Source organism: Nocardia sp. NPDC004568 (genome assembly GCF_040609955.1).
Lineage (GTDB): Bacteria > Actinomycetota > Actinomycetes > Mycobacteriales > Mycobacteriaceae > Nocardia.
Window position 1 is genome coordinate 1 of record NZ_JBEXLL010000020.1, and the last position, 21,615, is coordinate 21,615.

Genomic DNA, 21,615 nt, shown 5'->3' on the forward strand with positions numbered 1-21,615 from the left:
CTCCCGGGGCCCCGCCCCCGCCGGTTCGGGGCGGCGCCCCCGGCCCCGTGGGAGTTCCGGTCCGCGGAGAGGGAGCGGCTGTCCCGCGGCGCCTCAGCGCTCGGCGACGGCCAGCGTGCACCGGCCGTCTTCGCAGGAGCGCTGGAGCCGTCCTCTCGAGAGGGTCTGCACCAGCCCGATCGTCCAGCACATCGGGCAGCCGCGCAGTGCGAACAGACCGACGGGCAGGAGTAACAGGGCGATCGGTCCGATGACCGGGATCAGTGCGACCGAGCCGATCAGCGCGCCGAAGCCCACCACACCGCGCATCACATGCTCGGCCGCGGAGCCGCTCGTGAAATCCGGGCCGTCAGGTGTCGTTGTGCTCATGTTCGCCTCCGGAATCCGATTCGGATGTGGTGTGCAGGGTCTGCCGAACCGCGGCGCGAGCTCGGTGCAGGCGCGATTTCATCGCCGCCGGGCCGATCCCCAGCGTCTCGGCGACCACACGCCCGCTGTAGCCCTGGATATCGCGCAGGATCAGCACCCGGCGGTGATCAGGGGGCAGGGCGGCGACCGCGGCCGCCACCCGGCCCGCTTCCAGGCGGCGCAATGCCTCGTACTCGGCCGAGTCGGTCACCGCGGTATCCGGCACCGGCGTGTACGCGACCGGCCGTCGCCGCGCGCGGCGCAGGCACTCGTTGCGCACGATCCGGAACATCCAGGACGCGAGCGCGCCCGTGGCCCGCAGCATTCCGATTTTCCGGTACAGGATGATCAAGGCCTCCTGCGCCGCGTCCTCGGCATCCTCCGCGTCGGCGCAGAGGGACCGGGCGAAGCGCTGGATATTCGGGTGGGCGGCCGAGACCACCGCGGCGATCGCATCGATGTCACCGCCCTGCGCGGCGGTGATCAGCTCTTCGCCGGGCCAGGTCACCTCAGCCACGCCCGGCTCGTTTGCGCCGCACGACGAACATGCACGTACAGAGCAATACCAGCCCACCGGCGATTGCGACAGCGATGATCACGACAACCTCCTCTTCCGTCCCCGGCGTCTACCGAGACATATATGAGAGGCACGAGCCGGGGAAAAGGATTCGCCCGTGCCCGGGCTGATACGTGCCGGGTGGCTCGCGGACCCGGCGATCGCGGGATCGCTCGGGGACGACCCGCTCGCCGATCCGGCGCGCTTCCGCCGGGCGGACCGGGGCCGGTCGTGGAACAAGCTGTCAATGAACGTAATTCGTGCCCGATACGGACCGGGACCGGCCGGGCCCAGTATGGTGATGTCGCCGATCGTATCGGCCGGCGGTACGGGGCAGCCGAGCTCGCTCGAGGGGATGGTCACTATGCGCTGGTATCAGGTGGCCGCATGCGGACCCGAATCCTTTTCCGAGCTCGCCGACGGCTTCGTACCCATGGCACACGAATTCGGCGCCCACGAGAACTGGCACGCCGGACTCACCGCCCAGGAGTCGAGCACCTACACCCTGCTGCGCTGGGACCAGCACGGAAACCGCCTGTGCCACCGCACCCGCCGGCACATCCGCGCGATACCCGGCGACGACTTCTTCTGGGTCGTGGTGCCCGACCGCGGTGATTTCGCCCTTCGCTTCCGCGACGAGGTGACCCACGTCCCGCGCGGGCACGCGGTCGTGGCGGGATTGGAGATACCCTGCCGACTGCACATTCCGGATTCGGCGGCCTACGGGTTCCAGGTGCCGCGCACCGAGTTCGAATCCAGCGCCCGGCCGCTCACCCATATGAACGTCGTCCTCGATATGAACCGGGGTCTGGGCCGGGTCGCCGGCGATATGATCCGCGGCGTCCACGCCGAACAGTCCGGGCTGAGCGAACGCGAATTCAACGCGGTCTGCGACCGGATCACCGAACTGCTCTGCATGATGGCCGTCGGCGAGACCGGTCCGCAGGCGACCCACCACACGGAGGTCGCCGAGAGCATCCGGCGGTATCTGCGCGAACACATCGGCCGGTCCGATGTGCGCCTGCCCGCGGTGGCGCACGCGCTCGGCTGGTCACCCCGGCAATTGCGGCTGGTGCTGCACGAAACCGGGACGACCTTCCGGGACCTGCGCCGGGACGAGGCCCTGCGGGTGGCACGCGAACTCCTGGCCGACCCGCGCGCCACCATGACCATCGCGGAACTGGCGGCCCGCTGCGGTTTCACCCCCGCCTGGTTCTCGGCGGCGTTCAAGGAGCGGTTCGGCGTGACGCCGCGGGAGTTCCGGCGCAGCAGACGAGACGGGTCCACGGACCGGCACAGATGAACCCGCAGGGGTGAATCCGGCCTAGGAGCCGGGGTTCAGCCGCACCGGAAGTTTCTCCGGGCCCACCGTGCTGATCTGCAGCGCGTACTCGATCGCGGTGCTGGGCACGGCCAGGGTCAGCTTCGGGAAGCGGGTGAACAGCGTCTGCAGGGCTATCCGGCTCTCCAGCCGGGCCAGCGGCGCACCCAGGCAGAAATGCGGTCCGCGGCCGAATACGAGCTGGTCGCGGTGCTCGTGGTCGATATCGAATACCTCGGCGTTCGGGACGAGCAGCGGATCCCGGTCGGCGCCGCCCCACCACAGCGTCGGCGTGCCCGCCGGGATGTCGACACCGGCGACCGTCACATCGTCGAGCGGGTACCGCATGAGCGCACCGACCACCGACGAGCGGTAGCGCAGCGCTTCTTCGACCACATCGGCCCAGCGATTCTCGGCCTGCGCCCGCGCCAACTGTCCGGGATGGTCGCGCAATGCGATCACCGCGTTGCCCAGCAGATGCACCGTGGTCTCGTGCCCGGCCACGATGACCAGCCACAGCACCCCGATCAGCTCTTCTTCGGTGAGCTCGTTCGCCGCGTTGGCCTGCAACAGCGCCGAGGTCAGGTCCTCCCCCGGCTCGGCCCGCTTGTGGGCGAGCAGTTCGACGAAGTAACCGCTCATCGCCGCCATGGCCGCCTGGGTCTGTTCGCCGGTGCTGTGCGCCGAGACGATCGTGAGGGTCCAGTCCTTGAGCCGCGACTGCGCCTCCAGCGGTACTCCGAACAGATCGCAGATGACCCGGACCGGCAGCGGAACAGTGTAGTTCGCGACCAGATCGACCTCTTCCGTATCCGGAAAGGCGCTGATGAGATCGTCGGCGATCTGCTGGATCCGCGGTTCCAGCGCCGCGATCCGAGCCGGTGTGAACGCCTTGTTGATCGTCTGGCGCAACCGCCGGTGCGCGGCACCGTCCTGATTCAGCATGTGTTCGGCGTCGGTCAGGGCGCGCAGCGGCCAATCGGCGGGAATCCGGCCGTCGTGCAGCGCGGGGCACTTGGACGGGTGCTTGGCGAAGAGCTTGTCGTCGAGCACCTCGGCGGCAGCACGATGGCTGACCGCCATGTAGGCGCCGACTCCGCCGAGCAGTTCGATGGGCACGACCTCACCCGCACGAATTATCCGCTCGAGTGTTTCGTACATCGACTCACCGGGTGTCGGAAGTTGGATGACTGACTCGGACATGCTTGTCTCCCTGAGTTTTTCGATGCGATCACAGAGAGTCTGGGACGCCGGGGCGGGACGCACCAATCGATACACCCCATCGTGCCCCGCACCGATATTCCTCCGCGCCGGAACGTAATTCCCCGCCCCGGCCGTCCGGTCGGTGATCTACCCTTCGGCGTGTTCACCGAGCCGCAACCCCTGCCCGGCGCCCGCCGCGGCGCTGCGCACCGTGCCCCCGGGGGCGCCGAACTCCTGGCACAGTTCGGCCTCCGACGGCAGGGCGGACCCGGCCGCGAGTTCGCCGCGGCGGATCCGGTCCCGCAGGGTGGTGGAGACGCGGGCATACAGCGGGGTCACATCGTCCTCTCGGTTCGGTCATCGGGCACAGGTTGATCGAACAAGTGGTTCACCCTTGCCGGTACCGGCGGCGGCTTGCGGGCATTCCGGCCGTGGCTCTTCGCGCGGTCACCGGACCATCCGCCCTACCGTCCCATCCGGTCGACCTGCCCGTCGTCGGTGCCGGCATAGTCGGCCTCGCGCACGCGGTCGACGCCGCGGACCGGGGGATGCGCGTGGCCGTCGTCGAATGTGACGCGCGCGCCGTCGGCGCCTCCATCCGCAACTTCGGCCATATCTGCACCACCCCGCAGACCGGCCGGGCACTCGAGTACGCCTGGTCCGCCCGGGAGAAGTGGCTGCGGCCGGCCGAGCAGGCGAGTTCGAGATCAGCCGGGCCGGCACCGTGGTGGTGGCCCGGACCGCCGCCGAACCGGGGGTCCTCGAGGAGTTCGCGGCCGAGCGCGGCGCCGAGCAGGTACGGCTGCTCGACCGCGCCGGGACGGCCCGCCTCTTCCCACCCGCGGGCGCGGCCGGCAGCGATATCGTCGGCGGTGCCCATCTGCCGCTCGACCTGCGGGTCGACCCGCGCGCGGCGATACCGGCCGTGGCCGCGTGGCTGGCCGCGCGCGGCGTCGAGTTCGTATGGCACACCCAGGTGGGCGCCATATCCGAAGGTGTCGTGCACACCGCCCGCGGAGAGCTGGCCGCTACCGCGATCGTGCACGCGGCCGGCCACGATATAGACCGGCTCTTCCCGGTGATCGCCGAAGAGAACGGCGTGCGCCGCTGCCGGTTGCAGATGCTCGAGGTTGCGCCACCCGGTGCGGCGGTCCTCACCGGCTACTCCATGCTGCGCTACGGCGGTCTGGCCGCCACTGCCTCCGCCGCCGCGGTACGGCGCGAGATCACCGACCGGGCACCCGAGACGCTGGACGCCGTGATGAATCTGATGCTCACCCAGCGCCCGGACGGCTCGGTGGTCCTCGGCGACACCCACCACTACGCCCGCACCCCTCTGCCCTTCGACGACGAGGACATCGCCGATCTGGTGCTGCGCGAAGGAGCCCGGCTCCTCTCGGCCGGCGAACTGTCGGTGCGGCGGCGGTGGCGCGGGGTCTACGCGGATTCGCCGGATACCGATTTCCTGGTGGCCGCGCCCGGGCCCGGAATCCGGGTCGTCTCGGTGACCTCCGGTATCGGTATGACCATCGCGCTCGGCCTGCCTGGCGCCGACGGTCGTGGACCAGCTGGCCGGATCCGGGGCCGGGCAGCCCCGGTAGCGCCCGCCCGGCCCGGGAGATCAGCCCGCCGCGGTCACGATCGCCGCGGCCACCGCGTCCGGCTGCGAGACCAGGGAGGCATGGGACGCGTCGAGTTCGGTGGTCTGCGCGCCCATCCGGCCGGCCATGAAACGCTGCGAGGCCGGCGGGATGACCCGGTCCTGCGCGGAGACCAGGTACCGGGTGGGCACACCCGACCACGACGGGGCGCCGGAGGGCTCCAGATTCGCGGCCAGGGCGATCGATTTCTGGTGGGCGAGCATATCTGCGGCGGTGGCGTCGTCCACGTCCTGCACGAAGACGTCGTGGAAGTAGTCGGGTGCCACATAGCCGTCGAGATTGCGTCCGGCGATGCCCTGCGGATCGTCGACGACCTTCACCTGTAGCGCCGGGGGCAGCAGTTGACTACCCGGGAACCGCACCGGGTCCAGTGCCTGCTGCGCGACTTCGCCCTGGGACGGCGCGAAGGCCGCGACGTAGACCATGGAGACGACATCGGGATCGTGCAGATTGCTGATCACGAACCCGCCGTACGAATGCCCGGCCAGCACGATGGGCCCGTCGACGGTGTCGAGGGTGCGCTGGACGGCGGCGGCATCGTGGGCCGGACCGCGCAGCGGGTTCTCCGGGGTGAGTACCGCGTAGCCCTGCCCGCGCAGTCGCGCGGCGACCCCGTCCCAGCTGGTCGGGTCGGCGAACGCACCGTGTACCAGGACCACGGTGGGCCGCGGCGCGGCCCAGGCGGGCATCGCCACGGACGCCGTCGCGACGACGGCGATGATCAGACTCAGCAGAGCGGTACGCAGCGTGCGAATGATGGTCATGGGTTTCCCTGTCCCGTCTCGTTCGGTTTTTCACGAATTCGAGCAGTTCGGCGCGCATACGCGCAGCGCCGCACAGGTGGCACGGGTGATGAGTGTAGCCCGGGTGGGTGTGCGCGGAAGCGGCGATCGCGCGCGGCGCGGTGCCCGGACGCGAGCAGTCGTGCTCTTGCCACCACGACGAGGGGAGAGCAGGGTGAAGAACACCGGTGGCGCCACCGGGGCGCCGCCTCGAGCAGAGAGGGGGTGGCTCGTGTTCGCGCGATCCACCACTATTCAGGCGCGACCCTCCGCTATCGATGCCGGCATCGCGCATACGCGCGATGCCGTGCTGCCGGGCTTGCGGGAAATCCCCGGGTGTATCGGATTGTCGCTGCTGGTCGACCGGGACAACGGGCACTGTATCGCCACCAGCGCGTGGGAGTCCGAGGACGCGATGCGCGAGAGCAGGGAACAGGTCGGTCCGCTTCGGGACCGCGCGCTCGCCACCTTCGGGGGTGGCGCGCAGATCGAGGAATGGGAGATCGCGGGCCTGCATCGGGCCCATCACGCGGAGGAAGGCGCGTGCGTGCGCGCGACCTGGGTCAAAACCGACCCGAGCCGGCTCGATTCGGCCGTCGAGATCTACAAATCCGAGACCCTGCCCGCCATGGAGGATCTGGATGGGTTCTGCAGTGCGAGCCTGATGATCAACCGGAGGTCCGGTCGCGCGGTCTCGTGCACCAGTTACGACAGCGCCGCGGCGATGCGGGCCGGCCGTGAGCAGTCGGCGGCGCTGCGGGTCGACGCCGCCCGGCGGACCGGCGTCGAAGCTCTCGACGTGCGGGAGTTCGAGCTGGCGCTCGCTCACCTGCGGGTTCCGGAAATGGCCTGACCGGCCTACCCCATCTCGCCGGTGGTGAGGCCCATGCCGGCGGCGAGGTCGGTGAGCACCGCGTCGAACAGCACATCCGGGTCGCTCACCGGCATCGGGTAGTTACCGAACACTTCCAGCGTCACGTGGCCGTAGAGCCGCACCCAGACCGTCATCATCAGATACGCGACCCCGAGATCGAACTTCTCGGCCGGGAACTTCTGCTCCGATCCGGCGAGCAGCGCCAGCAGCTCGTTCTGGAACGCGATCAGATCGGTGCGCAGCGCGTCGGGAATCGAATCGGTCGCCGGGGTCGCCAGGTCGTAGGCCGCGAGCAACTTGCCCGCGGCTTCCAGGAACACCAGCCCGAACGCTTCGTCGAACCGGCGTACCGTACCCGGCCCGCCGGGCGTCGGCGAGGCGAAGACCAGCGTGAATTCATTGCGGTGGGCCAGCGCCCAGCGCCGGAACGCCCGGCAGATGGCGAACAACCGGACCACCCCGTCGTCGGGTAGTTCGGCCACCTGCGCACCGAGGTCGTCGGCCAGCCGGATACAGATATCGCGCCGTAACGCGACCAGCAGCTCCTCCCGGGACGGGTAGTAGCGGTAGAGAGCGGGAGCGGTGATGCCGAGTTCCCGCGCGATCGCACGCAGGGTCAGCGCCTCCGCTCCCTGTGCGACCAATAGCTCCAGCGCCACGCGCCGGATGTCCGCATCGCTGACCGCGGGCATCCGGCCCCGCCGGGCGGGTGGTGTCATTCGTATGCGACCTGCCAGTTCTTGATTCCGTTCAGCCAACCCGACCGTAGCCGAACGGGTTCGGCGACCTGACGCAGGTTCGGCATCACGTCGGCGATGGCGTTGAAGATCAGGTCCAGTTGCAGGCGGGCCAGATTCGCGCCGACGCAGTAGTGGGTGCCGGTGCCACCGAAGCCGACGTGCGGGTTCGGGTTCCGGGTGACGTCGAACTCGAACGGCTCGGTGAAGTGGTCCTCGTCGAAGTTGGCCGAGGCGTAGAACAGGCCCACCCGCTGCCCCTTGGCGATGGCCTGCCCGCCGATCTCCGTGTCCTGCAGAGTGGTCCGCTGGAACGCGATGACCGGGGTGGCCCAGCGCACGATCTCGTCGGGTGCGGTGCGCGGACGCTCGGCCCGGTACAGCTCCCACTGTTCCGGATTGTCCACGAAGGCCTTCATCCCGTGGGTGGTGGCGTTCCGGGTGGTTTCGTTACCGGCGACCGCCAGCAGGATGACGAACCAGGCGAACTCCTCCGAGCTCAGTGCTTCGCCGTCGATATCGGCGCTGAGCAGTTGGCTGATGATGTCGTCGGCCGGGCAGCCGCGGCGCTCCTCGGCCAGGTTCCAGGCGTACCCCATCACCTGCGCATTGGCCATCTTGTAGCTGTCGGCGTATTCGGGGTCGTCGTAGCCCATCATCTGGTTCGACCATTCGAACAGCTTGCCGCGGTCCTCCTGCGGTACGCCGAGCAATTCGGCGATGGCCTGTAGCGGCAGCTCACACGCGACCTGCTGGACGAAATCGCCGCCGCCGGTCCGTTTGGCCTCGTGCACGATCCGTTCGGCTCGCTCGTGCAGGGCGTCGCGCAGGCTCTGCACGGCGCGCGGGGTGAAGCCGCGGGAGATGATGCGGCGGAGTTTGTCGTGCTCGGGTGGGTCGGTGTTGACCAGCATCGCGCGCTGGATATCGATCTCCTCGCGGGCGATATCGCCGTTGAAGCGGATGACCGCGGTATTGGCGTGGGTGGAGAAGACCTCGGAGTTCTTCGAGATCTCCTTGATGTGTTCGAGTTTGCTCACCACCCAGTAGCCGCCGTCGTCGAACCCGCTCACCCCGTTCGGCTGGTCGACCCACCACACGGGCGCCGTCCGGCGCAGTTCGGCCCATTCCTCGATGGGCAGCCGGGCCGCCAAGAGGTCGGGGTCGGTGAAATCGAAGTCGTGGGAGAGGGATGCGGTCATGGAGCCTCCTTCGAAGCTGATACATACCGGTCCGCGGAGGCCGCGGCGGAGGGGGAGGTATCGCATGACGATGCCTCCGTACGGAAACCCTGTCATCAGGAGTGAACCACACCACAGCACATTTGTGAACAGGCTTTAGTAAATATCGTTCACATAATCGAACGGCAACGGTGCACACCCCCTTCGGCAACCATTTCGCTACGTTCGGCCCCCGCCCCCGAATGCGCCGCCCGAACGGCGCACCCGCACGCCATAATGAGTTCTTCGGCCCACAGCAACCGGGTAACGGCGGTAGCCGCATGAGCAAGACTCCCGAACACCTCCGGAGGACTCAGCACATGACCACCATGGAAATGCCGCACGTCAGCGAATGCACAGTGAACAGCTGTTCCTACAACCACGACGGATGCCACGCGTACGCCATCAATGTCACCGGACAGAACGGCAGCGCCGACTGCGCCACCTTCATACCGCTGGCGACCAAGGGCGGACTCGACACCGTCACCAGCATGGTCGGCGCCTGCCAGCGCACCGACTGCACCCACAACACCGACCTCGAGTGCACCGCCGGAGAGATCCGGGTCGGCCCGGGCAGCATCGACCACACAGCGCACTGCATGACCTACACCCCGCGCTGAGGGTTCGACCGGTCACCGGCACGGCGCCGGTACGGATCAGCCGGTGGACACCACCGCGGTGGACCGCGCCGGCGGCCGGACCGGCCACACTCTTTTCCGTCGTGCGACATGCCGCGGTCGGAGCTCCTGGAATACTTACCTTGACGACACATCGCCGAGATCGGCGCGCGAGTGTCGGGCACGGGACAGGAGCAGCGTGTACAACGAGTTGGCAGCGGCGATGCGTCGCCTGACCGACCAGCTCGCCGACAATATAGAACTGATGGGTGCCACCGACGCGCGGCGGATCCGCGATATCACCGATCCGCCACTGAGCGCGTCGCGCCTCCTTCCCGCGGCAGACGCAGCCACCGGTCTCCCCGGCCCGGCCATCTCGGTGATCCATCGCAGGCCCACTCCCGGGTCCACCGCCGCGACGCCGAGATTTTTCGACAACGCCGTCGAAGCGGATGCGTACGGAAGAAGGATCTGGGGCGCCACCCTCGAAGGCCTGAGCCCCGCGGAACGCCGGCTGCTCTACGACTACACCAAGGGTGACAGCACCGAGCTCAACGACTTCCTCAGGGCCGGCTTCCCGCTGTCGCCGAGATCGCGCGCGATGGCCGAGGGGTTGGACGACATTGTGCGCAGGCGGACCACCACCGAATGGGTCCGGGTAACGAAGACCATTCAGGCCGGCCGGCTCATCCCCGATCACCCGATCACCGCGGTACCTCCTGGCTACCGCGGCATATTCCGCGATTACGTCAGTACCTCGCTGTACCCCGGCGGCGTCGACGACCTGAAGAACGTCGAGCGCCGCGATACCGATGTGACCATCGACATTCCGCCCGGAGTGCCGGCTGTGTACATCGGAGATCTGTCCGCCATACCGAAGGAGGCAGAGCTGCTCGTCATGCGTGAACTGCCTTTCGATCTCACCGACCTGCAACCGGACGGCGACCGGTGGAAAGCAGCGGTGACCGTCCTGCCACCGTGAACCGTGGCCGCGGTTCCGCTCGTTCCGGTACCGCCGGCCTATCGGGGGCGTCGGCAGCGGTCCGCGGACCTGCCCTCTGAACCGCACGCCGACGTGGAAAACCGGTTGAGCGCGGGCGCCGGTGTGAGGCTTCATGGACAACGATGAGCACACTGCAACAGCAGCGCCCCCCGAGTGCACGGATCGTCGGTGACGGGCTGAAGTTGCACCGCCGATCGCTGCGGTTGGACAGACGTGTCCACACCGTGATCTCGCTGCGCCCGGGCACCGCCGCCCGGTTCAGCACCAACTACTTCCCCAGCACCTGGCATCTACTCTCCGACGACCACGGCAGCCGGCCGCTGGCCACGCTGCTGTGGGGCCTGTCCTATCAGGCGCGCCCGGCGACGGTGTTGCTGATCGACCGCCCGTTCCTCACCCCTACTCTTTTCGAGGCCGATCCCGCGGATCCGATCCTGCTCGTCCCGGGCTGGTGCACCCGCCTCACGCCGCGAGCGGTCCGGGAGTTGATGCGCCGGTTGCCCTTGCGCGCCGCGTCGGAGGGCACCGTGCGCTGGCGCACCCACGGGCTGGCCACGGCCGCCTACTCACCGCGCTGGGCGGCCCAGCGCGGCCGGACCGACCGGGTGAAGGGCGCGATCGTGGTTACCCCGTCCACCACGCCGAATGCCGGGACCGGGCGCTCTACATCGCCGCCATGGACACCGGCGCCCACGGCACCGACTACACCTACCTCGACGACCACCACCGATGGGTCAGCGGCGAGGTCCAGACATTGCGCCGGTTCCACCATATGGTCGGTACCGCCGGGCAGGCCCGCCGGACGGTTCAGCGACGTGCCGACCCCGGCACCGACCCGAGTGCGCTGCGCCCCGAGATCGGGGAGAGCCGCCGATATCCTCCGGGGCACGGCGCATCTGAAGATCCTGGAATGGCGTGATCAACGGTGGCAGGTGGGCAGGCATGCCGCCGTTGATCACGCGAGCCGGCGTGCGCGAGTTCGAGGACCTGCGCAGAATAGGCGCGGTGGAGGCATACCGGCGGATGCCGGCGGCCGGCTGCGCACCGGATACGCGCATGCTGTGGCGATGGACTGCGCAATCTCGGGCGGCACTTACCGCCACCTCACCACCGCCCGGAAACAAGAACTGACGACGGCACTTGCACCGGTACCCATTCCCCCCATCCCCGGTGGGCGCCCGGGTCGCCGGGTCCGGCCTCCCCGCACCCGGGGGGCGGACGGTGGCCGACTCGCGCGTTCGGCCACTAGGCTGCGGTGAACCGTGCACCGTGCGGGGTGCACGGCAGCAGCCTCGGGAGTTTGTATGAGCGAGATACTCAGGGTCGATCTTCACCCGGTCTTCCGGAGTGACCGCGATATCGACAACGTCCTACGCAGCGCGCTCTTCCGGGCTTCGGCGCAGAAGGTCGGCCTGCTGGAGATAATCCCAGGGAAGGGTTCGGGCATGCTGAAACGTCGTGTGCTCGCAAAACTCGGCCAACCCAGTTTGAAGAAGCTCTACCGACGGGTGGAATCGGACCCGGGCAACGAGGGCCGCATCCTCGTCCATTTCTGAACGGGCGCGATCGTACGCCACCCGGATCGCCCTACTTCGTGAGCCCCGCGTCGCCCCACACGCCGTTACCCGCCTGACTGCAACTCTCCATATTCCCGCCGACGAACAGGAAACTGATCGTCAGGTTCTGTACACCCGCGACCGGCACGTCCACCGTCGGGGATTGGCCCACGGGAACGTTGCCCGAGGAATAGATCGACTTTCCGTCGGCGACCACCTCGAACTGGAGCACCGATTGGGAATTGCCGCCGTCGGCGATACCGATAGTCGAGCTGAACCGCGACCATTCACGATTCAGGTTGTAGGTGTGGCCAACCTCGGTATCGCAGCCACTGAACTGCTGATAGATCGAATGCGGGTAGGAGACGCCGTTGACCGATATCGTCCCGGTATACGCGGTGCCGGTGGTGGGCGACATATCGGCCAGGTACCGCTTGGGCAGCGGTGCGGGTGCCGGGGCCGCCGCCACGGGCGGGGCGGGGCTCTCGCTGGTCGTAATCGCTTGCGCGGTATCGGATTCCGCGTCCGTGGAGCCGGATCCGACGAGGAGGGTGACCACCAAACCGACAACGGCCAGCGCGATACCCGCCCCCGAGACGAGCATTACCCCGCGCTCGGCGTCCCGGGCACCCCTGGGGGCCGCGCTGCCGGTCGCCGGCGAATGGGGGCGCGGGTTCGGCCCGCGAGTGGGTTCGGTTGGATTGGACACGCGCACACTCTTCTTCGACGTAATTCGACGGGGCCCGGCCGGGCGCCGCAGCAGAGATATACCACGACGGGCGGGGTGATGGAATTGGAGCGCTGTGCCGGATTGCGCTGTCCGCCGGTGCGCGATTCGAATTTCCGGTGCTCGACGATGGGATTCCGAAAATAACGGCGAGCAATGCCATTTCATCGGTCCGGTCCGAACCGGCCCCGCGAGCACACCCCGCACCCGGAGTCGGCGAACCCCGATGACTCGATACATTACGGTACGCACTGTACCGTAATGGGAATGACCGCCGACAACGTCTGGCCCGGCAACCTGGGAGTGGCCCAGGTCCGGTTCGCCCGGCCCACCGACCGGCTCGACCAGGTGATCCGCTTCTACGTAGCAGGACTCGGCCTGCGCGAGCTCCACCGGTTCACCGACCACGCCGGCTACGACGGGGTGATGCTCGGCCTCCCGGGCACCGGCTACCACCTGGAATTCACCACCCACGTCGATGGCAGCCCCGGGGACGCCCAAAGCAAGGAGAACCTGCTGGTGCTGTACTTCGAATCGGAGGCGCGGATGGCGGAGACCGTCGCGCGGCTCGGCGAATTCGGCGCCGAACCGGTCCCCACCGAGAACCCCTACTGGGCAACCCAGGGCGCCTTGGCGTTCCCGGACCCGGACGGCTGGCAGGTCGTGCTCGTTCCCCGACCGGTGTTCTGATGCCGGGCCGCAGCCGCGACGAACGGATCGATACCGCTGTTCTGGCGGCCGCGCGAATCCTGCTCGACACCGAGGGTTACGCGGACCTCACCATCGGGCAGGTCGCGGCGAGGGCCGGTATCCATCGCCCGGCGATCTATCGGCGCTGGCCGTCCAAGCGACATCTGGTGACCGCGGTGGTGGCCGATCTGCTCGGACTCGAACCGACCCCGGACACCGGCGAACTCCGCGCCGATCTGACGCGCTCCATGCGGGAGCTGGTCGCCACCCTGCGCGATACCTCGCTGGGCCGGGTACTGCCCGCCCTGGTCGCCGATCTCGCCGCCGATCCGGAGCTGCGCGATCAGCTGTGGTCCTCCGTGTTCGGCCCCCGCCGCGAGACCACGGCACGCGCTCTGCGGGCGGCGATCGCCCGCGGCGAGATCGACCCGGACACCGATATCGATTTCGTCCTGGACGCGGTAGCCGCACCGATATACTTCCGGGCGCTGTTCGGACATCTCCCGCTGTCCGACGAGTTGGCCGACCGCTCGGTGGACACGGTCCTCCAAGCGATCCGCCGCGCCCGGTGACATCCGGCTGCCGCCCCGAGTGGAGATGCGTCACACCGTGCTGTTGATCACCGGGCCGGACGGAAACGGGCGGTACGGTAGGATCACTTCAGTACCGCGCCCGATGCGCACACATGTACTCTCCGTCGCGGATCACCAGCCTTTCGCGTCGGGACCCGCGATGCCGCCACCTCGAGTAGGCGCGGACAGACGGTCCGAACGGACGTCGCGGTATCACCTCCGATGCCGAAAGGCGCTCATACCTTCATGCCTGCCAACACTGCTGCCGCGCAGACGTTCACCGACCTCGGCGTTCCGGCCGATCTCGTCGCGGAACTCGCCGCCGGCGGTATCACCGAACCCTTCCCCATCCAGAACGCCTCCCTGCCCGACACCCTCGCCGGACGCGATGTCCTCGGCCGCGGGAAGACGGGCAGCGGTAAAACCCTGGCCTTCGGTATCCCGGTGGTCGCGCTGCTGGCCGGCGCGGCGCGTACCCCGGGCCGGCCCACCGGGCTGATCCTGGCGCCCACCCGGGAACTCGCGACCCAGATCGCAGCGACCGTCGCGCCACTGGCCGAGGTGTGCGGACTGCGGGTGACCACCGTTTTCGGCGGGGTTCCGGTGAACCGACAGATCAAGGCCCTGAAGCAGGGTGTCGATATCGTCGTCGCCTGCCCCGGCCGGCTCGAGGATCTGATGCAGCAGCGGGCACTCTCGCTGGATGCTGTGCGGATCACGGTGCTCGACGAGGCCGACCATATGGCCGATCTCGGCTTCCTGCCGGGCGTGATCCGGATCCTCACCGCCACACCGCGCGACAGCCAGCGGCTGCTCTTCTCCGCGACGCTGGACAACGGCGTCGGGAAACTGGTCGACCGTTTCATGCACGCGCCGATCTCGCATTCGGTCGACGAGGCCGCCGCGCCGCCGCCGAAGATGACCCATCACATCTTCGAGGTCGAGGGGGCCGCCGCGAAGAAGGAACTCGTGCGCGCGCTCGCCGCCGGAAGTGGGCGCCGAATCCTGTTCATGCGCACCAAGCATCACGCCCGCCGGCTCGCCGGCGAGCTGACCCGCGCGGGTATCGCCGCCGTCGACCTGCACGGCAACCTCTCCCAGCCCGCGCGTGACCGCAACCTCGCCGCATTCGCGGCGGGTACCGCCAAGGTCATGGTCGCCACGGATATCGCCGCGCGCGGTATCCACGTCGACGATCTCGAGCTGGTGGTGCACGTCGACCCGCCCGCCGAACACAAGGCATACCTGCACCGGTCCGGCCGCACCGCCCGCGCGGGCACCGAGGGCACCGTGGTGACGCTGGTGCTGCCCGAGCAGCGCAAGGATGTGGCGGCCCTGCTGCGCAAGGCCGGTATCGAGGCGCGTCCGCGCCCGGTGACCATCGATTCCCCGATCCTCGACGATCTCGCGGACCGCACGGTACTCACCGAAACCGCCCCCATCCACCCGGCGCCCGCCTCGACCGAGCCGGGCGCCCCGCGCGCGAGCACCGGCGGCTCCCGCAACGGTCGGCGTGGATCGCGCGGCCGCCGGAACGGCGCGAGTGGCCACGCGGACGCGGTGCGCTCCGACGCGCGCGAGACGACAACCCCCCGGGGTGGGGAGCGCAGCCGCGCGGAGAACCCCGCGAAACGGTCGCGGCAGGCTGACCGGTCCGGCGCCGCCGAGCACGCGGGTGCGCGCGGTTCCGCCGGTCGGCGCGGGAGTGCCGCGGGCCGGTCGGGGGCACGGGCCACCTCGGCGGGTCACACCGCGCCGACGCGACGGCAGCCGGAACAGGGCGCCGGGCAGTCCGGCGGTTCGGCTCGGACGAGCGGTGCCCGCACCCCGCATGCTGATCCCGCTCGCGCCCAGCGCCGGCCCCGCCGGGCGACGCGTCCGGCGGGCTGAGCGCGGGCCGACGCCGGCCCGGCCCGCCCGGTGGCTTTCGACCTGCCGGCACACCGCGGCGGGGTCTGGTCTCGGAGAACCCCCTGGCGGTTTTCGCCATTGCCCTCGAACTCGGTATGACCACACCGGATCCCGGGTTCGCGGCCGGAGAAATACTCGGCGGCGGCCGCTCTCGGCGCCGACATCGTTTCTCCGGTGCACGGAGCCCACGGGACGGCTTGATCACCGCCCGCCCGGATGTGCCGCCCAGCGTGCCTGCCGGCCGCGGCCGGCCCCTGCCTCCGGCGTTCTCCGGACCCTGAATCCACCGGCTGCCGATACGCCGCCGCCCACCTCCACGGCGCGGAGACGGGCGGTTCGGTCGCGAATATCAGTGCGCGAGTACGGGTTCGCCTTCGGCGGGTGCCGGCAGCGCACTGGGCATCAACACCGCGAGCACCACCGCGCCGACCACGAACACGCCCGCGGCCCAGGTGAAACTCGTGGTGTAGCTCTCGATGGCCGATTGCGCGACGGTGAGCCGGTCCGGGGTCCGGGCGGACAGGTAATCACTCGAGGCCGACGCCGCGATGGTGCTCAGCAGCGCCGTGCCGATCGACCCACCGACCTGCTGGCTGGTGTTGATCATCGCGGACGCCACTCCGGCATCGTCGTGGCGCACGCCCGAGGTCGCGCTCTGGAAGGCGGTCGACATCGCGCCACCGAGCCCCAGGCCGAGCAGGATCAGGCCCGGCAGGATATGAGTGGTGTATCCGGTGTCCAGACCGATACGGGTCAGCCAGGCCATGCCGAGCGCCGCGATCGCGAAGCCACCGCTCACGACCACCTTCGGCCCGAGCTTGGGCAGCAGCAGCGACGGGGTCGTGGTCGAGGAGGCGACCATGGCGGCGACCATCGGCAGGAACGCCACCCCGGTCATGATCGGCGAATAGCCCAGCGTCAGCTGCATGTAGTAGGTCAGGAACAGGAAGATCGCGAACATGCCGATGCCCATGACGAACACCGCGAGGTAGGCCCCGCCGCGAGTGCGGTCCAGCACGATGCGCAGTGGCAGCAGCGGATGGGCGACCCGGGTCTCGAGCCATACGAACACCGCCAGCAGCGCCGCGCCGCCGACGAGGAACGTCAGGGTGACCGGGTTCGTCCAGCCGTCGCTCTCGGCGTGGGAGAACCCGTAGACGATGCCGAACAGCGCGGCGGTGACCACGGCGGTACCCGGGATGTCGAGCTTGGGCCGCGACCCGCCCGCGTGCCGGGCCAGCAGCAGTACGGCGCCGACCAGCGCGACCGCCGCGAACGCCAGGTTCACGAACATCACCCAGCGCCACGAGGCCCATTCGGTGAGCGCACCGCCGAGCAGCAGGCCGATGGCGCCGCCGGTCCCGGCGACCGCGCCGAAGATGCCGAAGGCCTTCGCCCGTTCCGACGGCTCGGTGAAGGTCACGGTGAGCAGCGAGAGCGCGGCCGGTGCGAGCAGCGCGCCGAACACACCCTGGCCGACCCGGGCCGCCACCAGCATCTCGAAGTTGGCGGCCGCACCGCCCACGGCGGAAGCCACCGAGAAGCCGATCAGGCCGATGATGAAGGTGTTGCGCCGGCCGAACAGGTCACTGAGCCGACCGCCGAGCAGCAGCAGGCTGCCGAACGCCAGGGCGTAGCCGGTGATCACCCACTGCCTGCTCGCATCATCGAACCCCAGGTCGCGCTGGGCTTCGGGAAGCGCGATGTTCACCACCGTCGCATCGAGTACGACCATGAGCTGGGCGACGCCGAGCACGGCGAGAACCCACCACCGCAGCTCGTGCGAACCGCGCCGTCCCGACGGTATTTCCTGCGCGGATGGCCCGCGATCGATCGTGGTAGTCATCTCGCCCCTTGGAAGAAGATCGAGTGGATGGAAAGATCAGGAAAGCGGAGAGGACGCCTCCGCTTGCATGAACGCTAACACAATAACGGAGCTGTCGCCTCCGCTTAATCCCGGCATTGATAGAATGACGGTGTGAAACACGCCACGACCGTGCGCGCACCCCGCCGTCTGCGCGCCGACGCCGCACGCAATCAGCAACGCATCGTCGAGGCGGCCCGTGAACTGTTCGCCGATCGAGGGTTGGAGATCACCCTCGACGATGTCGCCGAGCGCGCGGGTGTGGGCGTGGGCACGGTCTACCGCCGCTTCGCCAACAAGAAGGAACTCATCGCCGAGGTCTTCGAACACAGCCTCAGTGCGTTCGCCGACCACGCCGAAGCCGGCCTGCGCGACCCCGACCCCTGGCGCGGCCTGGTCCAGTTCGTCGAATACGCCTGCCGGCATCTGGCCGTCAACCGCGGATTCAGCGAGGTCATCCTCGAACTCGACCTCGATACCGAACGCTTCCACGGTCTGCGCGACCGGATCAAACCCGCTGTGGCCGCAATCGTCGACCGAGCCCGCGACGCCGGCGTGCTACAGCCCGATATCGAACCGTCGGATCTCTTCGCGATGATCCATATGGTCGACGGCCTGGCCGAATTCGCCAAGCCGATCAACCCCGACATCTGGCGGCGCTATATGGCCATCACGCTCAACGGTATCCGCGCCGACACTGTCGCCCGGCAGGAACTCCCGGTCCGCGCGCTCACCGACGACGAGGTCGATCAGGCGAAATCCGCCAAGGCCGCGCCCTGCGCCGGACGCCGCCGCTGATCGCTCCACCCGGAGCGGCCGCTGAAGCCCGGGCATCTCTTCATCCCGATACGCAGGCGAGCGACGGCCGAGGACTTGTCTGTCCGAGTTCGAAGCTCGCGGTGCCATGAGGAATCCCCGGCGGTATCGGGGTCGCCCCCCAGCACACGGCGAGATCGTTCGGCTCGGCAACTCGGGTCCAACGGCGACGTCGTCCGGCGTCACCGCGGACCCAGCTCTCGATGACCGTCCCACAGCGCCACCTCCGCCAGAAGCCGACGAACGAATCATTCGCCCACGATGCCATAACGAACCGCTCGGGTAGACCCACCGCAACCAGCACCGGTGCATCGAGATCCCCTCGCTCCCGACCGGAGATCCCTTGCGTCGCAGGTCGAATCCGCGACCAGCGCCGTGCCCGACGGCTGCCGTTTCAACAGTCGACGCGTAACACCCACCAGTCGACCGCGGTGCCGGCACCTCCGCCGGAACAGCCGCCGCAGCCGCTATCGCACCACCGGGCCGGCCGCCGACCGCACAGGGCCGCCAACGGCCGGCTTCCAGTAGCGCCGCCCACCCTGCTCCGGACACACGAGGCAGCAGTCGTTCCGCCGATCTCCGCGCTCATCACGTGACAAGCAGCGAGTCGATACGCACCGACCAGCGCCGAACGTGGATCCGGCACAGGGTTTTCCTATAGGCCTTGTCCCGAACTGGTGCCGGGCTCATCCTCGGGCGATTCACCTTCCGCGGCAGCTTCGCCCTCGGCCGGTGCCTCACCTTCCGCGGGAGGTTCACCGTTCGCCGGAGGCTGGCCGTTCGCGGGGGGCTGGCCGTTCGCCGGCGGCTGGCCCCCACCCGGAGGCTGACCTTCCCCAGGCGGTTGACCCTCACCCGGCGGCTGACCCTCCGCAGGGGGCTCACCTTCTCCAGGAGGCTGACCATCCGCTGGAGGTTCGCCCTCCGCGGGCGGCTCACCTTCCCCAGGCGGCTGGCCCTCACCCGGAGGCTGACCTTCGCCCGGAGGCTGGCCCTCCCCCGGCGGCACAGGCGGTCCCGGGTTGGGGGCCGGGGCGGACGCGGGTGGTTCATCGGACTTGTCCTCATCGGACTCCTCCTCATCACCGCTGTCGTCTTTGTTTCCGCCCATTTGAGCCGCCATGGCAGCCATCATGAGAGGAGTGGCTATGTCCCCGAGGCCGCCGCCACCGCCGGCGCCGGGGGTCGAACCGCCACCGGTGCCACCACCGGTGCCACCACCGGTGCCACCGCCGGTCCCGCCGCCGGTGCCACCACCGGTCCCGGTGCCGCCGGTCTTGCTGTCGCCCGAACCGAGTTCGTCTGCGGAGAGTTCACCCGATCCGAGGCCGTCCGGTCCGAACAAGCCCGAGTCGGAGTCGTCGGCTCCAGGGGTAGTCGGTGTGGTCGGCGTAGTGGGCGTTGTCGGAGTAGTCGGAGTAGTCGGAACGGTAGGAACGGTAGGAACGGTCGGAGTAGTCGGAACAGTCGGAGTAGTCGGAACAGTCGGAGTAGTCGGAGTAGTCGGAACAGTCGGAGTAGTCGGAGTAGTCGGCACCTGAGGAGTGGTCGGCGTGTCGTTTGTCCCGGGGGTCTCTTCTGCCCCGGGAGCCTCGCCATCTGAGCCGATCTGGGAAATTCCATAAGCCACAGCAGCAGCTGCTGCAGCACCGCCGGCCGCCCACTTCCACTTGCTCTTATCCGAGCCGGAACCACGACCCGAACCGGAACCCGAACCACTACCCGAACCCGAACCAGAACCACTACCCGCGCCCGAGCCAGAACCACTACCCGAACCCGAACCGGAACCACTACCCGAACCCGAACCAGAACCACTGCCCGCACCCGAGCCAGAACCACTGCCCGCGCCCGAGCCAGAACCACTGCCCGAACCCGAGCCACTACCCGAACCGGAGCCGGAACCCGAACCACTACCCGAACCCGAGCCACTACCCGAACCCGAACCGGAACCACTACCCGAACCCGAGCCAGAACCACTACCCGAACCCGAGCCAGAACCACTACCCGAACCCGAACCGGAACCCGAACCCGAGCCAGAACCACTGCCCGAACCCGAGCCACTACCCGAACCGGAGCCGGAACCCGAACCACTACCCGAACCCGAGCCACTACCCGAACCCGAACCGGAACCACTACCCGAACCCGAGCCAGAACCACTACCCGAACCCGAGCCAGAACCACTACCCGCACCCGAACCGGAACCACTGCCCGCACCCGAGCCAGAACCACTGCCCGCACCCGAACCAGAACCACTGCCCGCACCCGAGCCAGAACCACTGCCCGCACCCGAACCAGAACCACTGCCCGCACCCGAACCGGAACCACTGCCCGCACCCGAGCCAGAACCACTGCCCGCACCCGAGCCAGAACCACTGCCCGCACCCGAACCCGAGCCACTGCCCGCGCCCGAGCCAGAACCACTGCCCGCACCCGAGCCAGAACCACTACCGGAACCGGAACCACGACCCGAACCCGAACCGGAGCCATCACCGGAACCAGCGCCATCGTCGTCGCGACGCCCGGAATCATCACCGGTCGCCGGACCATCACCCGTCAGCGAACCATCACCGGTCGCCGGACCATCACCGGTCGCCGGACCATCACCCGTCGGCGGACCATCACCCGTCGGCGGACCATCACCCGTCGGCGGACCATCACCCGTCGGCGGACCACTGACCGTTCCCGGACCACTCGCCGGACCGGCCGCCGGACCATCGGCTGTCGCCGGGCCATCACCCGGCCTACCCGTTCCCGTTGCCGGACCACTCGCCGTCGCCGGGGTAGCAGGCGGCGTAGCTGGACGCGACGAAGCCCCCGGAGCACCCGCGGGAGGACCACTACCCGCGGCAGAACCACTACCCGCGGCAGAACCACTCGCCGGACCATCACCGGTCGCCCGACCATCACCGGTCGCCCGACCATCACCGGTCGCCCGACCATCACCGGTCGCCCGACCATCACCGGTCGCCCGACCATCACCGGTCGCCCGACCATCACCCGTCGCCCGACCATCACCCGTCGCCCGACCATCACCCGTCGCCCGACCATCACCCGTCGCCCGACCATCACCCGTCGCCCGACCATCACCCGTCGCCCG

20 protein-coding genes and 1 pseudogene are annotated in these 21,615 nt (G+C 68.9%); 12 read left to right on the forward strand and 9 right to left on the reverse strand.

The genetic code is table 11. The features are described 5' to 3' along the window. Positions 1-93 precede the first annotated feature (93 nt). Both ABZV91_RS12045 and ABZV91_RS12050 read right to left on the reverse strand, forming a co-directional pair. Complete coding sequence (locus ABZV91_RS12045) at positions 94-369, reverse strand: hypothetical protein (protein WP_355239340.1); 276 nt, start codon at positions 367-369, stop codon at positions 94-96. Beyond that, complete coding sequence (locus tag ABZV91_RS12050; RefSeq protein ID WP_355239343.1) at positions 350-925, reverse strand: RNA polymerase sigma factor; 576 nt, start codon at positions 923-925, stop codon at positions 350-352. Before ABZV91_RS12050 ends, ABZV91_RS12045 begins: the two co-directional genes overlap by 20 nt. A gap of 340 nt (positions 926-1,265) precedes the next feature. On the opposite strand from ABZV91_RS12050, the gene ABZV91_RS12055 reads away from it, so the two are divergent. After that, a complete protein-coding gene (locus tag ABZV91_RS12055) occupies positions 1,266-2,267 on the forward strand; it encodes an AraC family transcriptional regulator (protein ID WP_355239346.1) in 1,002 nt (333 codons plus the stop codon). A 21-nt stretch (positions 2,268-2,288) separates the two neighbouring features. Here the strand turns inward: ABZV91_RS12055 and ABZV91_RS12060 are convergent, their stop codons facing one another. Together ABZV91_RS12060 and ABZV91_RS12065 are read right to left on the reverse strand one after the other, a co-directional pair. Further along, complete coding sequence (locus ABZV91_RS12060; RefSeq protein WP_355239349.1) at positions 2,289-3,488, reverse strand: cytochrome P450; 1,200 nt, start codon at positions 3,486-3,488, stop codon at positions 2,289-2,291. A gap of 147 nt (positions 3,489-3,635) precedes the next feature. Further along, on the reverse strand, positions 3,636-3,827 hold the full coding sequence (locus tag ABZV91_RS12065; protein WP_355239352.1) for a GntR family transcriptional regulator: 192 nt from the start codon (positions 3,825-3,827) through the stop codon (positions 3,636-3,638). A 209-nt stretch (positions 3,828-4,036) separates the two neighbouring features. On the opposite strand from ABZV91_RS12065, the pseudogene ABZV91_RS12070 reads away from it, so the two are divergent. Further along, positions 4,037-4,968 (forward strand): annotated as a pseudogene (locus tag ABZV91_RS12070) (TIGR03364 family FAD-dependent oxidoreductase); the annotation flags it as partial. Positions 4,969-5,109: 141 nt separating this feature from the next. Here ABZV91_RS12070 and ABZV91_RS12075 read toward each other — a convergent pair. After that, the gene (locus ABZV91_RS12075; protein ID WP_355239354.1) at positions 5,110-5,913 is read right to left on the reverse strand and encodes an alpha/beta hydrolase; all 804 of its coding nucleotides are present in this window, start codon (positions 5,911-5,913) and stop codon (positions 5,110-5,112) included. A 250-nt stretch (positions 5,914-6,163) separates the two neighbouring features. Between ABZV91_RS12075 and ABZV91_RS12080 the strand changes: the two genes are divergently transcribed. After that, complete coding sequence (locus ABZV91_RS12080) at positions 6,164-6,784, forward strand: antibiotic biosynthesis monooxygenase (protein WP_355239356.1); 621 nt, start codon at positions 6,164-6,166, stop codon at positions 6,782-6,784. A 5-nt stretch (positions 6,785-6,789) separates the two neighbouring features. Here the strand turns inward: ABZV91_RS12080 and ABZV91_RS12085 are convergent, their stop codons facing one another. Together ABZV91_RS12085 and ABZV91_RS12090 are read right to left on the reverse strand one after the other, a co-directional pair. Further along, positions 6,790-7,524, reverse strand: a complete 735-nt coding sequence (locus ABZV91_RS12085; protein ID WP_355239359.1) for a TetR/AcrR family transcriptional regulator — start codon at positions 7,522-7,524, stop codon at positions 6,790-6,792. Continuing rightward, complete coding sequence (locus tag ABZV91_RS12090) at positions 7,521-8,744, reverse strand: cytochrome P450 (RefSeq protein ID WP_355239362.1); 1,224 nt, start codon at positions 8,742-8,744, stop codon at positions 7,521-7,523. The genes ABZV91_RS12085 and ABZV91_RS12090 overlap by 4 nt, the downstream gene beginning before the upstream one ends. 338 nt (positions 8,745-9,082) lie before the next feature. On the opposite strand from ABZV91_RS12090, the gene ABZV91_RS12095 reads away from it, so the two are divergent. The 5 genes from ABZV91_RS12095 (at position 9,083) to ABZV91_RS12115 (ending at position 11,938) form a co-directional block, all read left to right on the forward strand. Further along, positions 9,083-9,382: a DUF1540 domain-containing protein gene (locus ABZV91_RS12095; RefSeq protein WP_355239365.1), complete on the forward strand. Its 300-nt coding sequence runs from the start codon at positions 9,083-9,085 to the stop codon at positions 9,380-9,382. A gap of 43 nt (positions 9,383-9,425) precedes the next feature. Beyond that, on the forward strand, positions 9,426-10,361 hold the full coding sequence (locus ABZV91_RS12100; RefSeq protein ID WP_355239368.1) for an ADP-ribosyltransferase: 936 nt from the start codon (positions 9,426-9,428) through the stop codon (positions 10,359-10,361). Positions 10,362-11,058: 697 nt separating this feature from the next. Beyond that, the gene (locus ABZV91_RS12105) at positions 11,059-11,301 is read left to right on the forward strand and encodes a hypothetical protein (protein ID WP_355239371.1); all 243 of its coding nucleotides are present in this window, start codon (positions 11,059-11,061) and stop codon (positions 11,299-11,301) included. 23 nt (positions 11,302-11,324) lie between these two features. Beyond that, a complete protein-coding gene (locus ABZV91_RS12110; protein WP_355239374.1) occupies positions 11,325-11,513 on the forward strand; it encodes a TfoX/Sxy family DNA transformation protein in 189 nt (62 codons plus the stop codon). Between the two features lie 173 nt (positions 11,514-11,686). Then, entirely contained in the window at positions 11,687-11,938 is a 252-nt protein-coding gene (locus ABZV91_RS12115; protein ID WP_355239377.1) for a Smr/MutS family protein, read from the forward strand. A 31-nt stretch (positions 11,939-11,969) separates the two neighbouring features. Here ABZV91_RS12115 and ABZV91_RS12120 read toward each other — a convergent pair whose 3' ends face one another. Continuing rightward, on the reverse strand, positions 11,970-12,647 hold the full coding sequence (locus ABZV91_RS12120; RefSeq protein ID WP_355239380.1) for an NPCBM/NEW2 domain-containing protein: 678 nt from the start codon (positions 12,645-12,647) through the stop codon (positions 11,970-11,972). Positions 12,648-12,932: 285 nt separating this feature from the next. On the opposite strand from ABZV91_RS12120, the gene ABZV91_RS12125 reads away from it, so the two are divergent. From ABZV91_RS12125 to ABZV91_RS12135, 3 genes are all read left to right on the forward strand, one after another. Next, on the forward strand, positions 12,933-13,355 hold the full coding sequence (locus ABZV91_RS12125; protein WP_355239383.1) for a VOC family protein: 423 nt from the start codon (positions 12,933-12,935) through the stop codon (positions 13,353-13,355). After that, on the forward strand, positions 13,355-13,927 hold the full coding sequence (locus ABZV91_RS12130) for a TetR/AcrR family transcriptional regulator (protein WP_355239386.1): 573 nt from the start codon (positions 13,355-13,357) through the stop codon (positions 13,925-13,927). Before ABZV91_RS12125 ends, ABZV91_RS12130 begins: the two co-directional genes overlap by 1 nt. 246 nt (positions 13,928-14,173) lie before the next feature. Then, positions 14,174-15,817, forward strand: a complete 1,644-nt coding sequence (locus ABZV91_RS12135; protein WP_355239389.1) for a DEAD/DEAH box helicase — start codon at positions 14,174-14,176, stop codon at positions 15,815-15,817. Positions 15,818-16,187: 370 nt separating this feature from the next. Here the strand turns inward: ABZV91_RS12135 and ABZV91_RS12140 are convergent, their stop codons facing one another. Then, positions 16,188-17,684 carry an MFS transporter gene (locus ABZV91_RS12140; protein ID WP_355239392.1) on the reverse strand — a complete coding sequence of 499 codons (1,497 nt, stop codon included), beginning with the start codon at positions 17,682-17,684 and terminating at the stop codon, positions 16,188-16,190. A gap of 132 nt (positions 17,685-17,816) precedes the next feature. Here ABZV91_RS12140 and ABZV91_RS12145 point away from each other — a divergent pair, with 132 nt between their 5' ends. Continuing rightward, the gene (locus tag ABZV91_RS12145; RefSeq protein WP_355239395.1) at positions 17,817-18,500 is read left to right on the forward strand and encodes a helix-turn-helix domain-containing protein; all 684 of its coding nucleotides are present in this window, start codon (positions 17,817-17,819) and stop codon (positions 18,498-18,500) included. Positions 18,501-21,615: the final 3,115 nt, after the last annotated feature.

Bases quoted from the DNA above. Each gene is read 5' to 3' on its own strand.
- ABZV91_RS12045 (WP_355239340.1), bottom strand. From the start codon at position 369: ATGAGCACAACGACACCTGACGGCCCGGATTTCACGAGCGGCTCCGCG.
- ABZV91_RS12055 (WP_355239346.1), top strand. From the start codon at position 1,266: ATGTCGCCGATCGTATCGGCCGGCGGTACGGGGCAGCCGAGCTCGCTC.
- ABZV91_RS12060 (WP_355239349.1), bottom strand. From the start codon at position 3,488: ATGTCCGAGTCAGTCATCCAACTTCCGACACCCGGTGAGTCGATGTAC.
- ABZV91_RS12075 (WP_355239354.1), bottom strand. From the start codon at position 5,913: ATGACCATCATTCGCACGCTGCGTACCGCTCTGCTGAGTCTGATCATC.
- ABZV91_RS12085 (WP_355239359.1), bottom strand. From the start codon at position 7,524: ATGACACCACCCGCCCGGCGGGGCCGGATGCCCGCGGTCAGCGATGCG.
- ABZV91_RS12090 (WP_355239362.1), bottom strand. From the start codon at position 8,744: ATGACCGCATCCCTCTCCCACGACTTCGATTTCACCGACCCCGACCTC.
- ABZV91_RS12095 (WP_355239365.1), top strand. From the start codon at position 9,083: ATGACCACCATGGAAATGCCGCACGTCAGCGAATGCACAGTGAACAGC.
- ABZV91_RS12105 (WP_355239371.1), top strand. From the start codon at position 11,059: ATGGACACCGGCGCCCACGGCACCGACTACACCTACCTCGACGACCAC.
- ABZV91_RS12110 (WP_355239374.1), top strand. From the start codon at position 11,325: ATGCCGCCGTTGATCACGCGAGCCGGCGTGCGCGAGTTCGAGGACCTG.
- ABZV91_RS12115 (WP_355239377.1), top strand. From the start codon at position 11,687: ATGAGCGAGATACTCAGGGTCGATCTTCACCCGGTCTTCCGGAGTGAC.
- ABZV91_RS12125 (WP_355239383.1), top strand. From the start codon at position 12,933: ATGACCGCCGACAACGTCTGGCCCGGCAACCTGGGAGTGGCCCAGGTC.
- ABZV91_RS12130 (WP_355239386.1), top strand. From the start codon at position 13,355: ATGCCGGGCCGCAGCCGCGACGAACGGATCGATACCGCTGTTCTGGCG.
- ABZV91_RS12135 (WP_355239389.1), top strand. From the start codon at position 14,174: ATGCCTGCCAACACTGCTGCCGCGCAGACGTTCACCGACCTCGGCGTT.
- ABZV91_RS12140 (WP_355239392.1), bottom strand. From the start codon at position 17,684: ATGACTACCACGATCGATCGCGGGCCATCCGCGCAGGAAATACCGTCG.